Here is a 19,385-nt window from a genome sequence, read left to right as displayed (position 1 = left end):
TTTTGGCTGTCCTTGGAAAATCTTAAACAATTTCACCTATACTGAAAAGACGAAATTTTTCGGAGAGGTGACAACTTTGAGACAGACTGGTTTTCCAGCTCATGAGGAGCTGTTATGGGGGAGCGGCTTGACGGCCGTTGTCGGCGCGTTAGACGCCTATACCTACCTGGAACATGGGGCGGTCTTTGCGGGCTTTCAAACGGGGAATTTATTACTGTTGGGGCTGAACTTTGGCCACCTCCAACTAGCTGAGATGGGCCGTTATTTAACAGCGTTACTGGCCTTTGGTATCGGGATTGGCCTGGTTCAAGGCTTACAGCGCCTGTTGGCCAAGCGGCGGTGGGACAGTCAAAATGTGGCTCTGTGGCTGGAGTTTGGTGTGCTGATCGTAGTTCTAGCAACGACCGACGTGGTGCCTAACTGGGTGGCGACGGCCTTGCTGTCGTTGGCTGCTGCAGTGGAACTCGAGGGATTCCGGGAGCTCCTGCCCAACAGAAACCCACGGGACATGGCGACAACGTTACTGGCGGTTGGTCATTTTCGCGACCGCGATGCACGGCAACGTGCCAAGAATGGCTTGGCAGTAATGGGAAGCTTTGCCCTGGGTGCTGTGCTGGTAGCGGCTTTTAGCAAGCTACTGGCGGGGTACACGGTCTTAGTCCCCATCTTATTATTGGCTGGCCTGATCTTTTGGCAGTATCAGCAAAACCATCGTCGTAAGTGGAAACACTAGCGTAATCTTGAAATTATTAGACTAAAAAAACTGTGAGTAGTCCAAGTCGTCTGACTGGCTACTCACAGTTTTTGTTCGTCTAAAGGAGAAATGGCCGGCTAAAGCAGTTGATACTGTAGCCGCACCAGGTTGGAGGAGCCCTTACTGGTGAAGGATTCGTCCAGGTTCATTTGCCACAGCTGGTCGTCGATTTTCAGCTGATTCTTTTGGATGTAGGCGGCCAAGATGGTCAATGCCAGGCAGATGTGCTTGGTATCATTCGTGGTGTCGATGCTGACATACTGGCCTGCTGGTTTCTTGAGGAGCGGCAGGTCCTGGGTGTTGGTACGGGCGGCCACAGCCTTCAAAATACAAAATGAGGCGGTCGGGTAGCCGTTGGCATCGCTGCCGGGTAACTGCGTCAAAAAGCCTGAGTCCTGGCGATTAACCAGCTTGAGCTTACCCAATTGTTGATAAAAATCAGCGTAAATTTCGGCGATTTCCTTTTCCGTGCAGGCGACGGATTGGCGGGATCGGCAGAATAAAGTGGCCGTCTCAGTGGCCGTGAATGGCCGGTTTTGCGGGAGCGTTTCCGCGGGTGCCGGTTGATCAAAGCGCGTTGTCAGGGTTTCCTTAAGCAACGTCAGGTTATCGATCTGTTGGTTGATTTTGTCCAGCACGGACTTCAGGTTCGTATTTAGTGAATTCGACGAGTGGCTGGCGTTCAGGGACTTGATTTCTGAAATGGAGAGGCCGAGCTGACGTAATTCTAAAATGAACGTGACCGTGTACAACTGGTCGTAATCATAGTACCGGTAGCCATTTTCCGCGACCTTTTTTGGGTGAAACAGGTCCTTTTGGTCGTAGAAAATGAGCGTTCGCCGCGTTGTGCCGGCTAGTTCTGCAAATTTTTGAATGGTTAACATGAATTCACCCCAATTAATTTCTTGACTGTAACGTTACGTCACACTCTATACTAAGATTATTGATTAAGCAAATCAAAAAAGAAATGGAGATTTTAATTATGCGTGCAATTGTTATTGATAAACCCGGCGATGTGACCGCCATGAATTTGGTTGAACGGCCAATTCCAGAAGTGACGGCGGGCCACTCCGTCATGCGGATCCATGCGTTTGGCGTTCACCGCTACGAAGCACTGACCCGGGCTGGCGGCTCACCATCGGTTAAGTTTCCACGAGTGATTGGGGTAGAAGCCGTCGGTGAGATTGCTGTTCCGGCTAAAAATAGCGCGTTTAAGGTCGGTCAGAAGGTTGTGACCATGATGGGTGGCCTGGGCCGCGAAGTCGATGGCAGCTACCAAGAATACGCGCTGGTCGACGATGCCCACCTGTTCCCAGTTGATTTTGACGGGGACTGGGTTACCTTAGCCGAGTATCCGGAAAACTTCTATACGGCCTTCGGGGCATTGAAGACGTTATCCCTTCACGCCGGTCAAACGTTATTGGTTCGTGGGGGTACGACCGCCGTTGGCTTGGCAGCCGTTCAACTCGCGAAGACCATGGGATTGACGGTTACCGCCACCAGCAGACGACCAGAAATGTTGGCCGCTTTGAAGGAGAATGGCGCAGACTTTGCTGTTCTCGACACCAATAACCAGCTGGATTCTGACCAACAATTTGACGGCATTATCGACATGGTCGGGACGGTCACGTTGACGAACTCCATCAGCCATTTGAACCAGGGCGGCGTGGTCACGGTCATCGGCCTGTTATCTGGTGAATGGATCTTGGAAAACTTCAATCCGTTCATGCTGGCTGGCAAGTTCTTAACGGTCTTTGACTCGACTGAAGTGGACCCCACGATGGTAACGGAAATGTTCAAACTGATCAACGATAATCACCTGTCGATTCCAATTGCCAAGGTCTTTAAGCTGGCGGACATCCGCGCGGCCCACGAATACGTGATGGCCAGCCGCGAGCTAGGCCAAGTCATCGTCGACAACGACTAAAATGTCGTTGGTTACGCCTCCGGGCTGGTGAAAACTGGGCCGGAACGCGGCGGGAGGACGCCCCGAGCCTGAAAGGCGGTCTCTGGACTTGCTTTGAGCCGCCAAGGGCGCGTCTCAAAGTCACCATGAGGCTGTGACATAACTAGCCTCTGTAGAACAAAAATAAGGCACGAAACCGAACTTTGGTTTCGTGCCTTATTTCCATGCTCTTGATTCTCAAGCCGTCTTCTCCTGGTGGAGACTAACTTGAGGATATTCAATGCTAGAACGAGGATTCCAGTTTCTTTTTTGACCTTCGCTAGACCACGGACCGAGTAGCGATTGAAATGCAAATAAGCCTTCATCTTGCCAAAAATTGGCTCTACATCAATCTTTCGACGTCCGTAGATAGCATTGTTTTCTGGCTTTGAAAGCTGGGTGCGTTCCTTTGCCTTAAAGTATTCCCATGCCTCATTCACTTTAATTCGGCGAAGCCTTTTCTTTGGTGTCAAAGCCAGTGGAATCACTTCATGATTCTCATTGTATTTTTCGGCTTCGTATTCTTTAAATCCACGAGTAAAGCCATACTTGTCAGTGCTTTTTCGATAAGCTTTAAAGTTGAATCTGACACCTTTCGGGTCAATAAAATAGTCATCTTTTTCGTAGTAATCCCAATTCATTACCTTTCGATCATCACTTTGCCACTTCCGACTATTTTCTTTGAGCATTGTCCCGTAAGGAACTAATACGACGTGTTTATCGAGCTCGTCTTCACAATATCGGTAGTTACTTTCTGAGCCATAACCTGCATCGGCCACAATGACTTTACCAAGCACATTTTGCGATTCCAAACTTGCTAAAAATAGTGGAAAGGTTCGTGTATCGGTTGGGTTTTGGAACAGGTCGAATCCGGTAATAAATTGATTGCTCGTTGCGATTTGAAGATTGTAGGCTGGCTTCAGCTGGCCATTTTGCATGGGGTCTTCCTTAACCCTCATGAAAGTGGCATCATGATCAGTCTTTGAGTAGCTGCTTCGTTGACCGTAGGTTGCTTGTTGCTGCTGATGTTCAATCATCTTGTCCCGCCGTTGGTCTAATTTTCGGCGCTGTGTTTTAAGAAGCCGTCGCTGTTGCTTGGCTGGGTTAGGTGATATTTTTCTTGTTGCCTGAACTTTTTCATCTAAAGTAACCAACTTATCCTCAACTGTTCCAATCACAGCGTCCAACATGCTCACTGTAAGGTCAGAACCAGCTGGGACTTCACCGATGAGCTTTGCTTCGTGGAGTTCGCCCAAAATCGAGACCAATTGGTCCCGATTCATTTTGTCAAAACGGATGGTGTTCTTCCGCCACACAAAGCTATATTTATTGGCATCGGCTAAAATCTTAGTCCCATCAATAAATGTGACATCGTCAATTACACCGGCATCTTTTAAAAATGACGTTAAGTTGTTTAAACTTTGCTGCGTCAAATTAGCCAATTCATCCGAGATACGAAAACGACAAATAGTTCGATATGAAGGAACCTGGTCGGCGATTAGCCAACCAGCGGGCTTATTTTCACGGGCAAATTTCTCGATTTGACGACTACTGAAAATTCCATAGGTATAAGCAAGTAGGACTAGTTTAAGCATGGCAGCTAAATCATATTCTCGAGGACGACCAAACTGATAGGAGTAGTCTAACTTTAGAGATTCAACCAGCGTATCAATGTAACGAGCCGGATGATTTTCTTCTGGCAAATAGTCTAAAGCGATACTCAAAGTCGTTTGGTTCATGTTATAATAATCTTGCATATTGAACATCCTTTCGGGGATAGTTTCGAGGAGTGTCGGGTGCGACCGATGCTCTTTTTTATTTTGATTATACCAAAAAACTGGTTGAGGAAAATCCGAAGATTTTTCTCAACCAGTTTTCGTTTTGGAGACTTATGTCACAGCCTCATCCCACGGCTGAGCCCATTTTCACCAGCCCTGCGGCTGACACAGATTTAACCCGTTGACTTGCGTTTTATCACGTTATTGATCGTACAGTCTTAGACTGGTGAGAATCGGGCGGTGGCGTTCGTTCCCGCCGGCGGGTTCAAAACGCCCTGCTATAGGGCCGGTTCCAGCCTGAGGGGTGGTCTTCCACCTCAACTTTGCGACTGAGAAGCGGTCGCAAAGGTTGTCCCGTGGGCTAGGCTGAGCAAGAACCTCAGCCAAGGCCACCGACACAGCTGGGCATTTTGACCCGCCTCTGGTCACTGACATCCACCAGCGTGGCCCATTTTCACCAGTCCTAGGGCTGACACGAATTTAACCCGTGGTCATGCCAAGTTAACATAACTTTGTTGCTTGATTTTAGAGCGTGTTACCAAAAACCAAATGAAAAAACACCCGTAAGAGCGACCGTGTTGGCCGTCCTTACGGGTGTTTTGCGTAGTGTTCAAAAATAAATGAGTAGTGAAGTACAAGCTCGACCTCAGCTAGTGTTGCCAGAACGTAGCCGGAGGCGGTCAGGGGAGTCGTGCTGTGATAGTGGCGTTAGACCGGTGATTTTCCGGCCTTACACCACCGGTCGTGTTGGACGACTCACGGTTTGGGTGAGGCGTCTAACCGCCACTAGAGACCGCATTTTGGCTCTAGTGGGTTGCCCCACAGCTCGGCGGACCTGACCGCCGCAGGCGAAGTGCTTACAACCAATTAGCGGGTAGCGTCGAATTGGTAGCTGGAACTGTAGAATGGGACGCGGTAGGCCCGGTAAGCATAAGCCTTAGCCGCCGCACTCTTCATCGTCACGTTGAAGACCTGTTTGCCATCCTTGGTCACTTCGATCACGTTACTTGCGGCCCCGTTGTTCTTGAACCCGAAGTCAATCAGCGTGTTGCCGTTGGCTTGGCGTTCGGCGTAACCAATCACGTAGGTGAAGTTGGCCTTGCCCAGGGATTTACCCCATGACCAGGTTGACTTGATGGTCATGTTCTTGGCGTCCACGTGGTATTGAACGGCTTGCGAGTATTTCCCGGAAGTCTTCTTATTCCCGTTGGTAACGCTAATGTTGTTGTCGTACAGCAGGAAGTCTTCACTGTTGGCCGTGTTCTTGCCGCCGTTGTTCAGCAGGTAGATACCGTGTTGACCACCGGTGATGATGGTGCCCTTCTTGGGCGTCAACAGGTACTTTTGGTAAGCCTTGGGCCACGTGGACTTCTTCTTGCCGGAGTAAATCCATTTGATGTGGCTGGTCTTATAATCCATCTTCATGATCAGGTCTTGGTTCCGGCTAGAAATCACGATGGACTTGTCATTCTTGTCGTAGTCCACGGCGTTTTGGTGCAGCCAGTCGACCTTGCCATCGGCACCCTTAGCAAATTTGGTATACATCGCCTTAGGCATCAATTTCTTCATATCGATGACCTTAACGATTTTCCCAGTCTTGTGGGAAACCTCGATCATGGTGTCTTCTTTGTACTTGGACCCGTCGGAAACGGTGGCCAGGAAGTTGTGATTTGGCAGTTCAACCAGGTCATGGTGAATGACCGTGGTTTCGGTGTTGGCTTTGGCCGCAGCTTTGCTGACACTAGCACTGTCGGAACTACTGGTGTTGTTGGCGAAACTGTATTCCTTGTAGACCCGGCCCAAGTAGTCGGTTTCAATTAAATCGTTGTAAACGTCTGAGTTGACGTCCTTCTTGGACAGCATCATGATGTGACCACCCGTCCACTGTTCAATCGTGTGTTGGGAATAGTCGGTGCTGTACCACCGCACGGCAGCGTCAGCGTCAATCGCAAATGGCTGCTTGGTGGTCCGGTTCATGATGGTCAGCTTGTTCTTGCCAATTTCCATCTTGGACTTGTCAACGTTTTTCGTGGTCAACGTCGCGTCCTTGATATATTTTGGCAACGCACTGGTTTGCATCTTTAAGGTTTTAGTCTTTGTTTTGCCATCCTTGTTGGTGGCGGTAATCTTGACGGTGTTATTGTAGTCGGCGTACAACCCAACCACGGGAACCTGGTGGGTCTTGGTGTAGCCACCCTTAACGGTGTTGGTGATGGACGTCTTGTCCGTCTTACCCACGACCGTGTAGCTGACCTTTTCGGCGTCGCTGGTGGTAAACGTCACCAGGGCGGACAGTGGGGACGTCTCGTACGGGTTAACCTTCACGTAGGGACTGTCCAGGGTGTACTTGCTGTTTTGTGCTGCTGCTTTATAGGTTGCGGTCAAACTCTTCTGACTGTCTTGACGCGTCGTAATGATCTTCGTGTCCAAATTCTTCTTGATTTGGGCGGTCGTCAACACGGCCTTGTTATTCTTGATCTTGTAACTCGCTGCTGATGAGGTCGAGTTCTTGGTAGTGGAACAACCGGCTAGGCCGACCGTCAGAATTGCCAGGGAAGCAACGGCGAGCGTTACCATCCGGGGGTGTTTGAATTGCAAATGAGCCATCTCCTTCTAAAATTGTCGAAAAAAGGGGGACTGGTCACTAAGACCAATCTCCCCCAAATTATCTATGTAACACTTACAATATACGCCTGATATAAACTAGGCATGTTAATAAATTCTGAAAATTGTGTGAACATCCTGTGAATTTTATAAATCCTACCATAACTGACCGCTAATAACGCACAACCTATTTTTTTTGATAATCGGTTGCCAAAGGGCTATCTAAGAAATTCACAGGTTACTTTTAGGAAAGAATCAGGACGTTATGACAGGACAAATGCTATAACTAAAGACAGCTTAATTATTCTGGAAAGGAACGGATGCTCATGTCAAAACTGACGCTCAACTTAACCACCCAATTAAAGGCAAATGCTAACGAAAAAATACTCAGGGATGACTCTCACAACCGGTGGTATACCGGCGCGGAACTCGCGGCCGACGTTGATCAGCTCGATGACCAACTGCGCGGCCTGAACGTGGGCCACGGCGATGTGGTTTACGTGTGTCTGCCTAAGTCGGGGATGACGCCCATTTTGACGCAGGCTATCTGGGGAATCGGGGCGGTGATGAACCCAGTTCCTGCCAATACATCAGTCGCTGACATGCTGGCCGACTTGAACGCACGCGATTATGCTGCGATGATTGTGGGGGATGAATTTGTCGCCGCGGTCTTGGAAAATCGGCAAACCCAACGGGCCGATTTAACGTTAAACACCACAGAGCGGCTGACGGTCATCCGGGATACGGCTGTGTCGGGTCACGTGGCCGCAACGCCCACCGAAGAAGACTTGGCACTGATCCTCCCAACAGGTGAATTCCAACGAATCAGTCTGACACACGATTCGATTCGCCGCAGGGTTCAAGACCGACAGTCTCCCACTGCGGTATACTGGGGGTATCTATTTGAGGAGTGTCGATGATGACTAAAATTATTATCGCCGCGGATTCCTTTAAGGGAAGCGCGACGTCATTGGAAGTGGCTGATTATTTAGCCGAAGGAATTCAGGCCGTCGATGGCCAGGCGGAAGTGGTTAAGGTGCCTGTTGCCGATGGTGGCGAGGGCACGGTTGCTAGTATTTTGACGGCGGTTGGTGGCCAACACATGACCGCTGATGTGACCGGGCCATCCGGACAGCCACTGCAGGCCCACTGGGGACTGTTAGTAGATCACGTCGCCGTGTTAGAGGTCGCTGAGGGTGCTGGAATCACGCAGGTGGCTGGCCAGCTTGATCCGCTGAAAACGACTAGCTATGGTGTTGGTCAGGTCATCAAGGCGGCCTTGGACGCGGGTGCACGAACCATCTACGTTGGTCTCGGCGGCAGTGCCACGACCGATGGTGGTGTGGGGCTAGCTCAGGCCTTAGGGGCCCATTTTTACGATGACCAGGGTGCTGAAGTGGTTCACCAGGGCGCCGGTGTCGGGCAGATTGACCGGTTAGATTGCCAGCAGATGGATTCACGGCTGGCCCAGACCAAGATCATTGGCCTGACGGACGTTACGAATCCGTTGACGGGCTCTGAAGGTGCGGCAGCCGTCTTTGGTCCGCAGAAAGGGGCAACACCGGCTGTCGTTCAGCAATTGGATACCGGGCTACAGCACCTGAACACCCTAGTCTCGCAGCAAACGGGGACGGATTTCAGCCAACAACCGGGTGCCGGTGCGGCCGGTGGGATTGGGTTTGGCTTATTAGCCTTCTTAGGCGGCCAACTCCAACCGGGAATTCAGGAAATCTTGCGGTTGACCCAGTTATCGGACAAGCTCGCTACGGCGGATTTAGTCATCAGTGGTGAAGGCCAAATCGATGGCCAATCCCTGATGGGCAAGGCGCCAATCGGCATTACAAAGTTGGCGAAGGCCCAGGGAAAACCAGTCATTTTGATTGCCGGGAGCCTGGGCGCAGATTTAGCAGCCGTGTACGCAGCGGGTGCGGACCTGGTCCTATCATCGACGGTGTCACCTATGTCGGTCACCGAAGCAATTTCTCAGACGCCTAAGTTATTAAAACAAGCCGGAATGACGGCGATGAGGGCGTTTCTACTAGGAAATAACCCGGGGAATAATGGCCCTGAAGCTAAAGCTTAAAAATATAACCCGGGACATATCAGGCAGAATTGATATGTCCCGGGTTATTTCTGTATAATTGAGAAAACGTGTTTGAGCCCTGTGGACAGGAAACTAGGAGTCTAAAAAGGGTTAAGAAATCGTACGTTGGCACACCAGTTACAAGCATTTAAGCTGAGTGGAAAATTAGGGCAAGTGTAAGTGACCAGAGGTGAATCAAGGTGGTCAGCTGTGTCGATAGTCTTAGTTGAGTGGGCTTGTTTCAACTTAGAGCATGGGACGCGCTTGAAAAATCGTGATTCTCAGCGAGGTTTCAAGTCGAGGCGGAAGACCGTTTCTCAGGCTGGAGCCGTTCCCCACAGCAGGGCACCTTGAATTCACCGCCGGGAACGCCATTAACCAACCTAATTTGAAATAATTTGGCCAAAAGACTTGCTCGTTACGCGGCGTCATCCGCTATAACTAGACTCAGGAGGTGAGATCCATGTCAATCACATACACGACGGGCGAATTGGCTCGGTTAGCAGGCATTTCGGTCCGAACACTACAGTATTATGACCAGAAGAACGTGCTCAAACCCACAGAAATTTCTGACGGTGGCCGGCGCATTTATACGGCAGATGACTATGAACAATTGAAGCTGATTTTGCTCCTAAAGAGCCTTGGCCTGAAGCTGGCCGCCATCCAGGAGATTCGGACCAGTGATAATGCTCAGGAAGTCTTGTCCTTACTGCTGGCGGAACAGACCAAGCGGCTGACACACGACCGCGACGAGGCGGCAAATCAGCTCAAGACGGTTATGGCCGTGCAGAAGAGCCTAACCGATACGGCCAATGTGTCCCTCAAATCCATTCAGGACATGGATCAGTTAATGAATAATCATCAGTCTTTGAAACAGGTGCGCGTCAGGTTACTTGCAGGTGGTCTCACGATGGACGCCATTGAGGTGGCCGGACTGGTTTACTCTTGGCAATCGGGGAATTGGTGGGTTTTCGGCGGCGCAATGGCCCTAGCCGTTGTCGTGGCAACGGTGTTGATGCGGTGGTACATGCGGTCGGTGGCGTACGTTTGTCCCCAATGCCAAACGACTTTTCAGCCGCGATTCTGGGCTGCCTTTTGGGCGGGACACAATCCACGAGCCCGGAAGTTAGTTTGCCCACACTGTGGGCGTAAATCGTACTGTGTGGAGGTATTTGCTAATCCGACCGAAGTGAAATAGACTAAGGATAGTTAGTCATTTCACAAATGGAAGGGTGGGCGTTTTTCATGGATAAGAAGCGAACGATTCGGTTGGTTTTGCCACAGTGGCCGGGGGCTAGTGCGGCCGATAATCAGTTGAGTGCGCAGCTGTTGTCGTTGGTCTTGCCACCAGAAGCTGGTGCAGAAACGATTCAGGTGCCGCTGGCTGAGGGAATCGTGGCTGGTGGGGAGAACAAACCAGTTGTCTTACAGCAGATTGCGGAGACACAAGCGATTTTAGCTGCCAAGCACCCCGACCGCGTGATTACGGCCGGTGGTGGGAGTGTCATTTCCGCGGCACCGGTGGATTACTTGAGCGGCAAGTACGGCGAGCATCTCGGCGTGTTGTGGTTGGGCACACACCCGGACATTGCCGACCCCAGCACGTCATCGCACTTATCCGAAATGGTGGCGGGCAACTTGCTGGGTCAGGGTGATCCAGCGTTGACCGTGCAACAGCCGCTCCTGCCCCGTCAGTTGATGTATGCGGGACTAAACGAGCCGTTGCGTCCCATGGACCAGGCAGTCACGTCGCTAGGCATTCGGCACGCTACCGCGGAGGATATCGCCAGTGACAGCCAGTCCGTGCTGGATTGGATGGCGGCGGAACATCTAACTCAGATTGCCGTTCATTTTGACCTGGATGTCCTGACACCCGCGGACTTCCGGTCGATTTTACCAGCCCAATCTTACACGGAACCAGCAGATGCGAATACGGGTGAATTGGCGCTGCGGCAGGTCGTGCGGTTGATGCAAGATATCAGTGCGCAAGCCGATTTAGTTGGTTTCAGCATCGCCGCGCCATTGCCTCAGGATGCGCTTAATCTGCGTCAGGCGTTGCGTGATATTTCAATTTTTAACTAAAATAAAGGTAACAGCGTGTTACCAACTGATACTGAAAGCGACGACTACTTGTTTTTGTAGTCGTCGTTTTTGTGTGGCTATTTGTGACAATGCGGCATGACGTGTCAGGGACTGATGAGCCTAATCAATGGCTAAATTAAGCTTACTAAAGAGCTTATCGGCGTTGACGTCATTTTTAGGAGCTCGAGAACGAATCAATGGCCGATGTTGCCGGATGAGATGCCGTAAGTCATTTGGCTGGGTCAGAAGACGGAGCTTAATTTCCTGGTCAAAAGATTGTAGAAGAAGACTATTTTCGATGTTGGAGAGAGTCGCAAAACTCATAGCCAGAATCAAGGCGGTTTCACGTAAGGTTAGGCCTAATTGTTCGCGGGCAGCTTTTATCTCTGCTGGAAAAAGAAAACCGTATGTTTCACGATACAGCCGATAGTCTGAAGTGAAATTGGTGTCAACATTATCTAGTGGCTCTAGGTAAGTCTCTGAATCGTGAATATCGCTCCCGGCAGGCACCCAATAGCGGTGCGTATTTTCCAGAGGGTCGCCCCCAATTAACTCCGTTTCCGTGAGTTCAATGACCGTGTATGCTAGATTATTTCCCATAGCATCGGCGGCGGTTACGTGATCAATGATTTTCATATTATGTGCCTACTTTCCATGACGTTTTTAATTAGGACAATGCGTTTGGCGATAGAAGGCGATTGAGGTCGCTGAGATCTATCTGGTAGCGTGTCGCTTGGCGCTCAATTGTTTTCTGGTAGCGATTGACGCTTGTCCGTAATTCTTGAGGGTTCTTCAGTAGGCGTAGCTTTGCGTCTTGCTTACGTGTTTGTAAAAGGTCGTCATCTTCAATGGCACTAAATTGTGGTTCAGAAAGGTTTAGGAGTAACGCTGTTGTCGCGCGGGATAGTCCAAGTGCCTCTCGGGCCTGACGAATTTCTTGTGGCGTTAATAGGTTGAATTGTTGCCGGTACAGTTGGTAGTCCGCATCCAAGTTCTCATCAGGATTGGTGAGGGGCTCGACGTAATTTTCAGCGTCAGCAAGGTTGTCACCAGTTGGGACCCAGTAGCGATGGGTATTTTTAATTTTTTCGCCGTTAATGAGGACCACTTCTTGTAGTTCAATAATTGTGAAAGTAACGGCTTGGTTAGGGAATGAATAGATTGTTTGACCAATGATTTTAGGTGCCATCTCGTTTGCCTCCAATGCCAGTATTGCTTCCAAGTGTGATTCAACGGCTTTTCACGCGGATGGATTCTAGTTGGCTTGTTGTGGGTGATAGATCAAATTTAACGTACATATCACCGTCTAAAATATTTTCGATAAATTCGTAAACGATAAACTCTGTCAGCCAGTGATGCAGGGATGGTCCCCGGTAACTGTGGCTATCGGGTAGTTGGCGGACGGTAAGTCTAAGAACGGTTCTGGCGCGCAGACCACGTGAGCGCAAAAAATCAGTGGATTTCTTGTGGAGGTAAAGTGAAAGTTGCTTTTGTTCGTAATCATGTTCGATACGCTGAATGATTTTGATAATTGGTGGGTCAGGTTTCACGGAAATCACCTCAGAATTCAAATTAGTCGTTCTAAGGGTTAACTCCGTAAAAAGAGGTCAAATATTTTTACGTATCAGCAATTAACTGTACTCGAACCTTACCATGGCCCCACCCCAATAGCAACGAAACGCCACAACAAAAGCGACTAACCCCCAATCGGATTAGTCGCTTAACTGTTGTGCTTAAATTCAATTTTTAGTGGAAGACACGAGCAATTCCGGCGACGTATGAGCGTTGACCGTTCTTGATAGGTTGGACCATGATCCGTGGTGGCCAGCTTTCGATGACCTTGCCCTTACCTAAGTAAATGGCCACGTGCCAGATGACGTGGGTACCAGGTTCGTAGTAGAAGACCAGGTCGCCACGCTTCTTGTGACTGTAGGCAACGTGTTGGAACTTCTTGCTAGCCCAAAGGTTGCGAGAATTCCATTCGTTGCCAGGGTAGGCGTGATGGATGGAACTGATTGGTTTCGTGTTGATACCACCAGCGTACAGGGATTGCATGACCAGACCGGAGCAGTCCGTGCCGTAAATTGGCTTGGATGAAGAACCGACTAAGTAGGGGTTGCCCTTGTACTTATAGGCTTGCTTGATCATGGCTTCGATGTGTTCCTTACGGCCGTTCCAGGCATGTGCGCCAAGGGGAGCGGTGTAAGAATCAATGCTGGTCCAGCTGGACTTGGAGAAGCCCAATTTGACCCAGGTCTTTTCGTTGACGTTCCCAGTGACCTTCAGGTGGTGCTTACGTTGGAAATTCTTAACGGCGTAGTAGGTCGCAGAATTATATTTGTTATAACCGTTGGCCGTGCCTAAACGACGCATGATCTTCCAGGTCTTGATGCCTTCGTAACCACGCTTGACGGTGTAGCCGACCTTACCGTAAGGCTTAACCTTGGTGTAGTTGACTTGGTAGTACTTCTTAGGGTTTTGGTAACCCTTGGTCTTGGCAACGAATGCCTTGTTGGCCGTGACGTACTTGCCGGTATTGGTCTTTAAAACGGGTGCGTGACCCTTGACCGTGACCACTTTAGAAATTTTAGCAAAATGACCCTTGTGAACCGTGGTGACGTGCTTGGTCTTGGCTGCGTCTTTGTAGTAGGCGACGGTCTTCTTGACCCGGATGATGCCGGGATTCTTGGTGTAGTAGTCGGTCTTGGCCTGTGCGGTGGTTGTGGCACCAACGCTGGCAAGTCCGGCGATGACGAGTAAGGCGGATAACCAATGCTTGTTCAATGTATTTCGCTCCTTTATTTTATGTGCACTTATTATGGAAATCTAATTAATAACTCAAAGCCCGGTAGGCGTCCTTCTTACGGTGATTATGTAAGTTGGCAAGCGTCATGCTGGTCTTCTTCTTAGTCCAAGGGTCATTGTAGTAGGCCCGCGTGCTGCTGTAGCCGGAAAGGGTGATAGCGTGGTTGATGAAGCCATCGACGCCGGCGACCCAGATAACGACAGGGTGTCCCTCGTTGATTTGGCCCTTCATTTTGCTAAATGAAGCCCGCGTCATATCCTTGGCAGAACCCAGATGATTCTTCACGGTGCCCATCAGGCCCTTAGGATAGATCCACCAGCCAGAACGAGAATAAGGACTGCCGACAAACCCCTTGTTAGGGTTCGAACTGCGAGGCATTTCCTTAGCCAGAGACATCTTGGTGACCTTGGCGCCCGCGTACTGGAGCATCATTGTCGTGGCGGTGATCTCACAACCAGTTGGTAATTCTGGCCGTTGCGCAATCAGCGGCACGTTTAACCAACGGTAGGACTTCACGGTGCCGTTGCGGTGAATCCAGCCAGTTTGGGTGTGGTTGTAAGTGAATTTCAACCAAAGACCGTCTGCCATGGTTTCCTCGCGAGTGATGTGAACCTTCTTGTTGGCGTAGGCCCGGCCATTTGAAATGGCCTTCATGTTCTTGGCAGAAGACTTAGCACCACCAGTTTTGTAGACCTTGTAGTTGTGCTTCTGGTTGGTCCCAATTTTGGTGTAGTAGTTAACCGTCTGTTTGCTGAGAACCTTACGATAGACCGGTTTGGGCGTTGGCTTCGGCTTTGGTTTAGGCTTGGTTTTAGATTCTGAGCTGGCCGATGATGAAGATGAGGACGTTGATTCTGACGAGCTCACGGAAGATTCAGAGCTGGTCGCTTCGGACTTAGCTGGGTTGGTCTCACCCGTGGCTGTCTTAGTCGTTGCGGTTGACGAAGCGGACGACGTGGCCGTTTTGGCATAAGCGGTGCCGTTGGGGGCCGTCCCTAAGAAGAGGCCCAGGCCCAATACGGCCAGGCTTCCAATAAATCGTTTCATGAAAATTGCCACCTTTATATGTATTTAAATTATTTAACGAACAGATAGTCCGCCATAATAATGGTTTCGATATCTCTCATTGTACCGCTTATGTGAGGGTGAAACAATGATAAAAACAAAGCTAAATGCTGTTGCAACGGCACTTATCGGGAATAATTGCATGCAGGATTCCCTGTAAAAAGCCACGACAATAAAGCGGGAAAGCATGGAATTTCGGGTGAACAACTCGTATGATTAATTATGTAATCACAATAGTAGTTAATACATAGTACTTTGGAGGCGTTAAGAATGAAATCTTGGTTAAAATTTATTGCCATTGGGTTGGCAGCTTTGTCGGTTGGCGGTTTGCTGGGCACCGTACCGGCACAGGCAAAGCACAAGGCAGCTACAATTGTTTCCTGGGAGTCAGAGGGATGGGAGGAACAATATGTTGTCACGAAGGGGTCCATCTATAAAAACTATCGGTTAACGAAGAAGTTAAAAACCAAGCAACGAATCTTTTGGTCTGATTTAAAATTCACTGTAAAGAAAACTAATGGCAAGCGTGTCACTTACCGTGAGTTGCAGAAGAAGAGTGGCCATTTCGTCGGATACGTTGTCGCTAAAAACGTCAAGAAACTAAAAGATAGTGATCCACGTTCAGATGCCTACAAGTCTGAGGCTAAAATCAAGGCTAAATCGACTAAGAAGAATGCAGCTAAGTCGAAGGTTGCTGAGAAGAAGGCCTTTACCGCCAGCGAACGGTCACAAATCGCAGCGTACCGCAAGCAATTCAAGCAAATTGCCAACACGACCAAAGGCATGTATGACCAGAAGCCATCCGTTAAGAAGACATTTACTCCTGGAAAATTGAGTGCTAAGTATATCGATGCCACGGTGGATTCTATTAACTTTTATCGGGAAATGTTCGGCTTGCGTAAAGTGTCCGCTGATGCCAGTTGGAACACGGATGCTCAGTACGGTGCAGCGACATTGGCTGCTGCAAACAAGGGCATTTCCCATGGCCTGGTTGGGCTCACTAAGCCCGGCTTTGTCTCGACTGCCGATTGGAAACATGGTGCTGAGGCGACGAATACAAGTAACCTGAGTGAGGGGCTGACTAAGCCGTACGATAATATTGTGTCATATGTTAATGACGGCAATAATATCAGCGGAGAAATTCCCGGTCACCGTGAATGGGTCCTGGGTGGCATCACCAAGGTGGGGGTTGGCCAAGCCGGTATCTACAATGATCTGAACGTCTTTGGCGGTGCAGGTAGCGGTGAGTCTCCGGCCACTGTAGCCTTTCCTAAGGCTGGTGTGTTCCCGATGAGTGCAGCCGAATCAACGGTTTGGTCCGTTTCGTTTGCACATCAGATGGGGAGCAACGCGCCGACACCGACCGTAAAAGTCGTGGATAACACAACGCACAAGACCGTTAAAGTTACGAACGTCGGCATCAGCAGTGACTCATATGGTGAATTTGGCACGACGGTTTACTACAAGCCGGCTGCGAGTCAAATTAAGCTGAACCATGCTTATACGATTACGGTTAAAAACATTGTGCATCAGGCAGATGTCAGTTATCAGACCAAGTTATTTGATTTGAATGACTAGTCGAATGCGTCATCGAATAATTAGTCTGTTTGCTAATGAAGTTGTGGCATACACGCTATAGTTTTAAGCAGCATCAACTAGAAAAAATATCAAGATGGCTTCGCAAAATCGTTAAGATTGCGCGAGGCCATCTTTTTGTATGCAGGTAACCAGAACAGCGGGATGACTAGAAAAAAGTTTTAGGGTAACGTTTTCCTAAACGAACACTATGCTGTCACGTTTTCATCTGATTTTCCTAATCTTACCAGGATAAAATAAAACTGAAAGCGGTTGACACAGTTTAGGAAAACGTTTACCATAGCTTTTGAAATCACCAGCTGGATTTTGATGGATGAAATGATGATGGAGGTTCTTAAGATGGCGGATAGAACGGTTATTGATCCGGTGACGTTTGCGCAGGGATTTGCTAGTGCGGCGACACAAGCAGGCATTGACACAAATCAATTAACACCGGCAGCTAAGAAATATTTACTGAGTTATCTCACGGCATTTTACCTCGCCAATGATTTTAATCAGGTAGAAGCTCAGAATTTTGCCACGACCACAGTTAAATTTAAAGACATGAGTTTTGAACAATTACTCGAGCGGGTCAGTCAGCTCAACCAATACTAAAAATGGAGGAATCAATCATGACAGTTATTTTAAACACTTGGGTTTTTGAAGCACTGGTTAAGCAGGGGACTTCACAGGTTGCGTTGACACAACACGTTGCAGATTTAGGGGCTGACGGCATCGAAGTCCGCCGCGAATATTTCACCGACATTGCGCAAGAAACTGCTGAGATTGGTAAGTTGGCCAAGCAGTTAGGGCTAATCGTTAACTACAGTGTGCCAGATGAGGTCTTCACGCCAGCCGGCGAGTTGAACCCACAACTGCCAACTTACTTTGCGGAAGGCCAAGCAATGGGCATTGAAAAAATCAAGTTTAATACCGGGCATTTTGATCGTTTCACCGGCGACTTAGCAGCAGCGTTAGGCCAACTACCTCTCGACCAAATTGAAATGAACGTCGAAAATGACCAGACGCCTGTTTCGGGGACGGTAGCGGCGATTGAAACCTTCCTCACGGCGGCTCATCAAGCGACTTCAGCCGATATTGGTTACGTGTATGACCTGGGTAACTGGGCGTTTACGCAGGGGGATGCGGCAGCGAGTGCCCAAGCTTTAGCAGCGGACACCCACTACATTCACCTGAAAAACACGCGTGAGGAACAAGACAAGCTTGTGACGACGGCCGATTTGGACACTGGGATTTATGATTGGCGCGAACTCCTGAAATTACTGCCTCACGATGTGCCATTTGCCTTGGAATACCCCATGGCAACGGATGCTGAGATTACGCAGCAATTACAGCTGTTGCGCGCGGAAGTAGGTGACTAGCATGGGTTCAACAATTAGCGCAATTTTGCTCTTATTAACATTTGTTGGCTTTATTTATTACATCGTCAAAGGTGGCAACCTGATGATTGGGTTCTTCATCATGGCGATTCTCTGGGCCGTGATTGGCCAGATTCCAGCGGACCAAGTCATTCAAAAGGTGTTTGCCGAACCGGCGCTGAATTACGGTCCCACAATCATCTACATTGTCTTTGGGTCTTGGTTTGGCCGGGTGTTGGTGGATAGCGGGATTGCCCCAGCGATTTCCGAGGCGACGAATCAAGTCGGCAAGAAGCGGCCATTATTAGCTGTTTTATTGGTGATTGTGGTGACCGCCTTCATCTTCGTCAGCGCGTATGGCGTGGGTTCCGTGATTGCCATTGGGGTCATCTTACTGCCAATCATGTTGTCGGTCGGGTTACCCAGAGATATTGCCTTGTCCGCCTTTTCCATGGCCATTGGGGCACCCATGTATCTAAACGTGGTGTTGTACAACCAAATTAAAGCGTTCTTCCCGAAAGCCCAATATGGCGGCACCTATCTCGTCTTTGGTGTTTGCGCCATGTTAGTGCAGTTGGTTGCGGTCATGCTATTTGTTTTCTGGAATCGGAAAAAGATTGATCCCAGCAAGGCAGAGGAAAACTTAAAGATTATTGGTGCGGAGACCCAACAGGCCGCCGATGTCAAGATTCCTAAGCTGGCCTTCATCGTGCCAATTGTACCGGTATTAATGAACATGTTGTTCAAGTGGGATGCGATTCCCGCGCTGACCTTAGCAACGCTATTGGCCATGCTATTGACTGGTAAATTTAAGGGGTATCAAAAATTTGTGACCTTCTTGAACAGTACGATTAAACAAGCGATTAGTGATATTGCGGGTTTAATCATGTTCTTGATGGCATTGATTATGTTCAGTGGCGCGGCCTCGATGGATGCCGTCCGGTTCCGGCCGTTATTTGAAGCGGTCCTACCCCACAACATGTTGATCCTGGCTTTAGCTTTCGGGATCTTGGCGCCATTAGCGCTGTTCCGTGGTCCCTTCCACGTTTGGGGTGCTGGTGCGGCGACCGCAGCCGTGTTGTCAGGAATTGGGCTGTTTAGTGACGCCTTCCTGTTACCACTTCTTTACGTGCCAACCCTGTTAGCCGTTTCGACTGATATTACGCAGTCCTGGAACGTCTGGGGATTGGATTACATGAAGGTTCAGACGCGAGATTTCTTGAAACACGGGGTTCCCGTCATGTGGGCCGTGTCGATTATTAATGAATTATTGGTGTACTACTTCTTTGGCTAGAAATTAAGAAAAGAGGATAA

17 protein-coding genes and 1 pseudogene are annotated in these 19,385 nt (G+C 49.3%); 10 read left to right on the top strand and 8 right to left on the bottom strand.

The window, feature by feature from the left end:
• Positions 1 to 76 precede the first annotated feature (76 nt).
• Entirely contained in the window at positions 77 to 733 is a 657-nt protein-coding gene (locus ACEPST_RS04415) for a DUF1275 family protein (protein ID WP_204120447.1), read from the top strand.
• A 98-nt stretch (positions 734 to 831) separates the two neighbouring features.
• Here the strand turns inward: ACEPST_RS04415 and ACEPST_RS04410 are convergent, their stop codons facing one another.
• Positions 832 to 1,638: a MerR family transcriptional regulator gene (locus ACEPST_RS04410; RefSeq protein WP_204120446.1), complete on the bottom strand. Its 807-nt coding sequence runs from the start codon at positions 1,636 to 1,638 to the stop codon at positions 832 to 834.
• Positions 1,639 to 1,736: 98 nt separating this feature from the next.
• Between ACEPST_RS04410 and ACEPST_RS04405 the strand changes: the two genes are divergently transcribed.
• Complete coding sequence (locus ACEPST_RS04405; RefSeq protein ID WP_204120445.1) at positions 1,737 to 2,681, top strand: zinc-binding dehydrogenase; 945 nt, start codon at positions 1,737 to 1,739, stop codon at positions 2,679 to 2,681.
• 232 nt (positions 2,682 to 2,913) lie between these two features.
• On the opposite strand, the pseudogene ACEPST_RS04400 reads toward ACEPST_RS04405, so the two are convergent.
• Both ACEPST_RS04400 and ACEPST_RS04395 read right to left on the bottom strand, forming a co-directional pair.
• Positions 2,914 to 4,456 (bottom strand): annotated as a pseudogene (locus tag ACEPST_RS04400) (IS1182 family transposase); the annotation flags it as partial.
• Between the two features lie 888 nt (positions 4,457 to 5,344).
• Positions 5,345 to 7,084: an aryl-sulfate sulfotransferase gene (locus ACEPST_RS04395; RefSeq protein WP_204120444.1), complete on the bottom strand. Its 1,740-nt coding sequence runs from the start codon at positions 7,082 to 7,084 to the stop codon at positions 5,345 to 5,347.
• A gap of 323 nt (positions 7,085 to 7,407) precedes the next feature.
• Here ACEPST_RS04395 and ACEPST_RS04390 point away from each other — a divergent pair, with 323 nt between their 5' ends.
• The 4 genes from ACEPST_RS04390 (at position 7,408) to ACEPST_RS04375 (ending at position 11,246) form a co-directional block, all read left to right on the top strand.
• Positions 7,408 to 8,001, top strand: coding sequence for an AMP-binding protein (locus tag ACEPST_RS04390; protein ID WP_204120443.1), 594 nt, complete (start codon positions 7,408 to 7,410; stop codon positions 7,999 to 8,001).
• Positions 8,001 to 9,164: a glycerate kinase gene (locus ACEPST_RS04385; protein ID WP_204120442.1), complete on the top strand. Its 1,164-nt coding sequence runs from the start codon at positions 8,001 to 8,003 to the stop codon at positions 9,162 to 9,164. The genes ACEPST_RS04390 and ACEPST_RS04385 overlap by 1 nt, the downstream gene beginning before the upstream one ends.
• Positions 9,165 to 9,627: 463 nt before the next feature.
• Positions 9,628 to 10,362: a MerR family transcriptional regulator gene (locus tag ACEPST_RS04380; protein ID WP_395390528.1), complete on the top strand. Its 735-nt coding sequence runs from the start codon at positions 9,628 to 9,630 to the stop codon at positions 10,360 to 10,362.
• Positions 10,363 to 10,409: 47 nt separating this feature from the next.
• The gene (locus ACEPST_RS04375) at positions 10,410 to 11,246 is read left to right on the top strand and encodes an arginase family protein (protein WP_204120440.1); all 837 of its coding nucleotides are present in this window, start codon (positions 10,410 to 10,412) and stop codon (positions 11,244 to 11,246) included.
• 120 nt (positions 11,247 to 11,366) lie between these two features.
• On the opposite strand, the gene ACEPST_RS04370 is transcribed toward ACEPST_RS04375, so the two are convergent.
• The 5 genes from ACEPST_RS04370 to ACEPST_RS04350 form a co-directional block, all read right to left on the bottom strand.
• Positions 11,367 to 11,882, bottom strand: a complete 516-nt coding sequence (locus ACEPST_RS04370; protein ID WP_204120439.1) for a helix-turn-helix domain-containing protein — start codon at positions 11,880 to 11,882, stop codon at positions 11,367 to 11,369.
• 31 nt (positions 11,883 to 11,913) lie between these two features.
• The gene (locus ACEPST_RS04365; protein ID WP_204120438.1) at positions 11,914 to 12,435 is read right to left on the bottom strand and encodes a hypothetical protein; all 522 of its coding nucleotides are present in this window, start codon (positions 12,433 to 12,435) and stop codon (positions 11,914 to 11,916) included.
• A gap of 40 nt (positions 12,436 to 12,475) precedes the next feature.
• Positions 12,476 to 12,796, bottom strand: a complete 321-nt coding sequence (locus tag ACEPST_RS04360) for a hypothetical protein (RefSeq protein WP_204120437.1) — start codon at positions 12,794 to 12,796, stop codon at positions 12,476 to 12,478.
• Positions 12,797 to 12,992: 196 nt separating this feature from the next.
• Entirely contained in the window at positions 12,993 to 13,997 is a 1,005-nt protein-coding gene (locus tag ACEPST_RS04355) for a DUF5776 domain-containing protein (protein ID WP_395391032.1), read from the bottom strand.
• Positions 13,998 to 14,076: 79 nt separating this feature from the next.
• Positions 14,077 to 15,099, bottom strand: a complete 1,023-nt coding sequence (locus tag ACEPST_RS04350) for a C39 family peptidase (RefSeq protein ID WP_204120435.1) — start codon at positions 15,097 to 15,099, stop codon at positions 14,077 to 14,079.
• Between the two features lie 288 nt (positions 15,100 to 15,387).
• Between ACEPST_RS04350 and ACEPST_RS04345 the strand changes: the two genes are divergently transcribed.
• The 4 genes from ACEPST_RS04345 to ACEPST_RS04330 all read left to right on the top strand — a co-directional run bounded on the left by ACEPST_RS04345 (position 15,388) and on the right by ACEPST_RS04330 (position 19,365).
• Positions 15,388 to 16,695: a hypothetical protein gene (locus ACEPST_RS04345; protein ID WP_204120434.1), complete on the top strand. Its 1,308-nt coding sequence runs from the start codon at positions 15,388 to 15,390 to the stop codon at positions 16,693 to 16,695.
• A 357-nt stretch (positions 16,696 to 17,052) separates the two neighbouring features.
• On the top strand, positions 17,053 to 17,307 hold the full coding sequence (locus tag ACEPST_RS04340; protein WP_203642568.1) for a hypothetical protein: 255 nt from the start codon (positions 17,053 to 17,055) through the stop codon (positions 17,305 to 17,307).
• Between the two features lie 17 nt (positions 17,308 to 17,324).
• Positions 17,325 to 18,074, top strand: a complete 750-nt coding sequence (locus ACEPST_RS04335) for a sugar phosphate isomerase/epimerase family protein (protein ID WP_204120433.1) — start codon at positions 17,325 to 17,327, stop codon at positions 18,072 to 18,074.
• Between the two features lies 1 nt (position 18,075).
• On the top strand, positions 18,076 to 19,365 hold the full coding sequence (locus tag ACEPST_RS04330) for a gluconate:proton symporter (RefSeq protein ID WP_204120432.1): 1,290 nt from the start codon (positions 18,076 to 18,078) through the stop codon (positions 19,363 to 19,365).
• Positions 19,366 to 19,385: the final 20 nt, after the last annotated feature.

The organism is Levilactobacillus sp. FUA 3915 (genome assembly GCF_044053135.1).
In the GTDB taxonomy this organism is placed as follows: domain Bacteria; phylum Bacillota; class Bacilli; order Lactobacillales; family Lactobacillaceae; genus Levilactobacillus; species Levilactobacillus lanxiensis.
The sequence above is the reverse complement of the archived record's forward strand: the minus strand, read 5'-3'. Positions and strand labels throughout refer to the sequence as shown.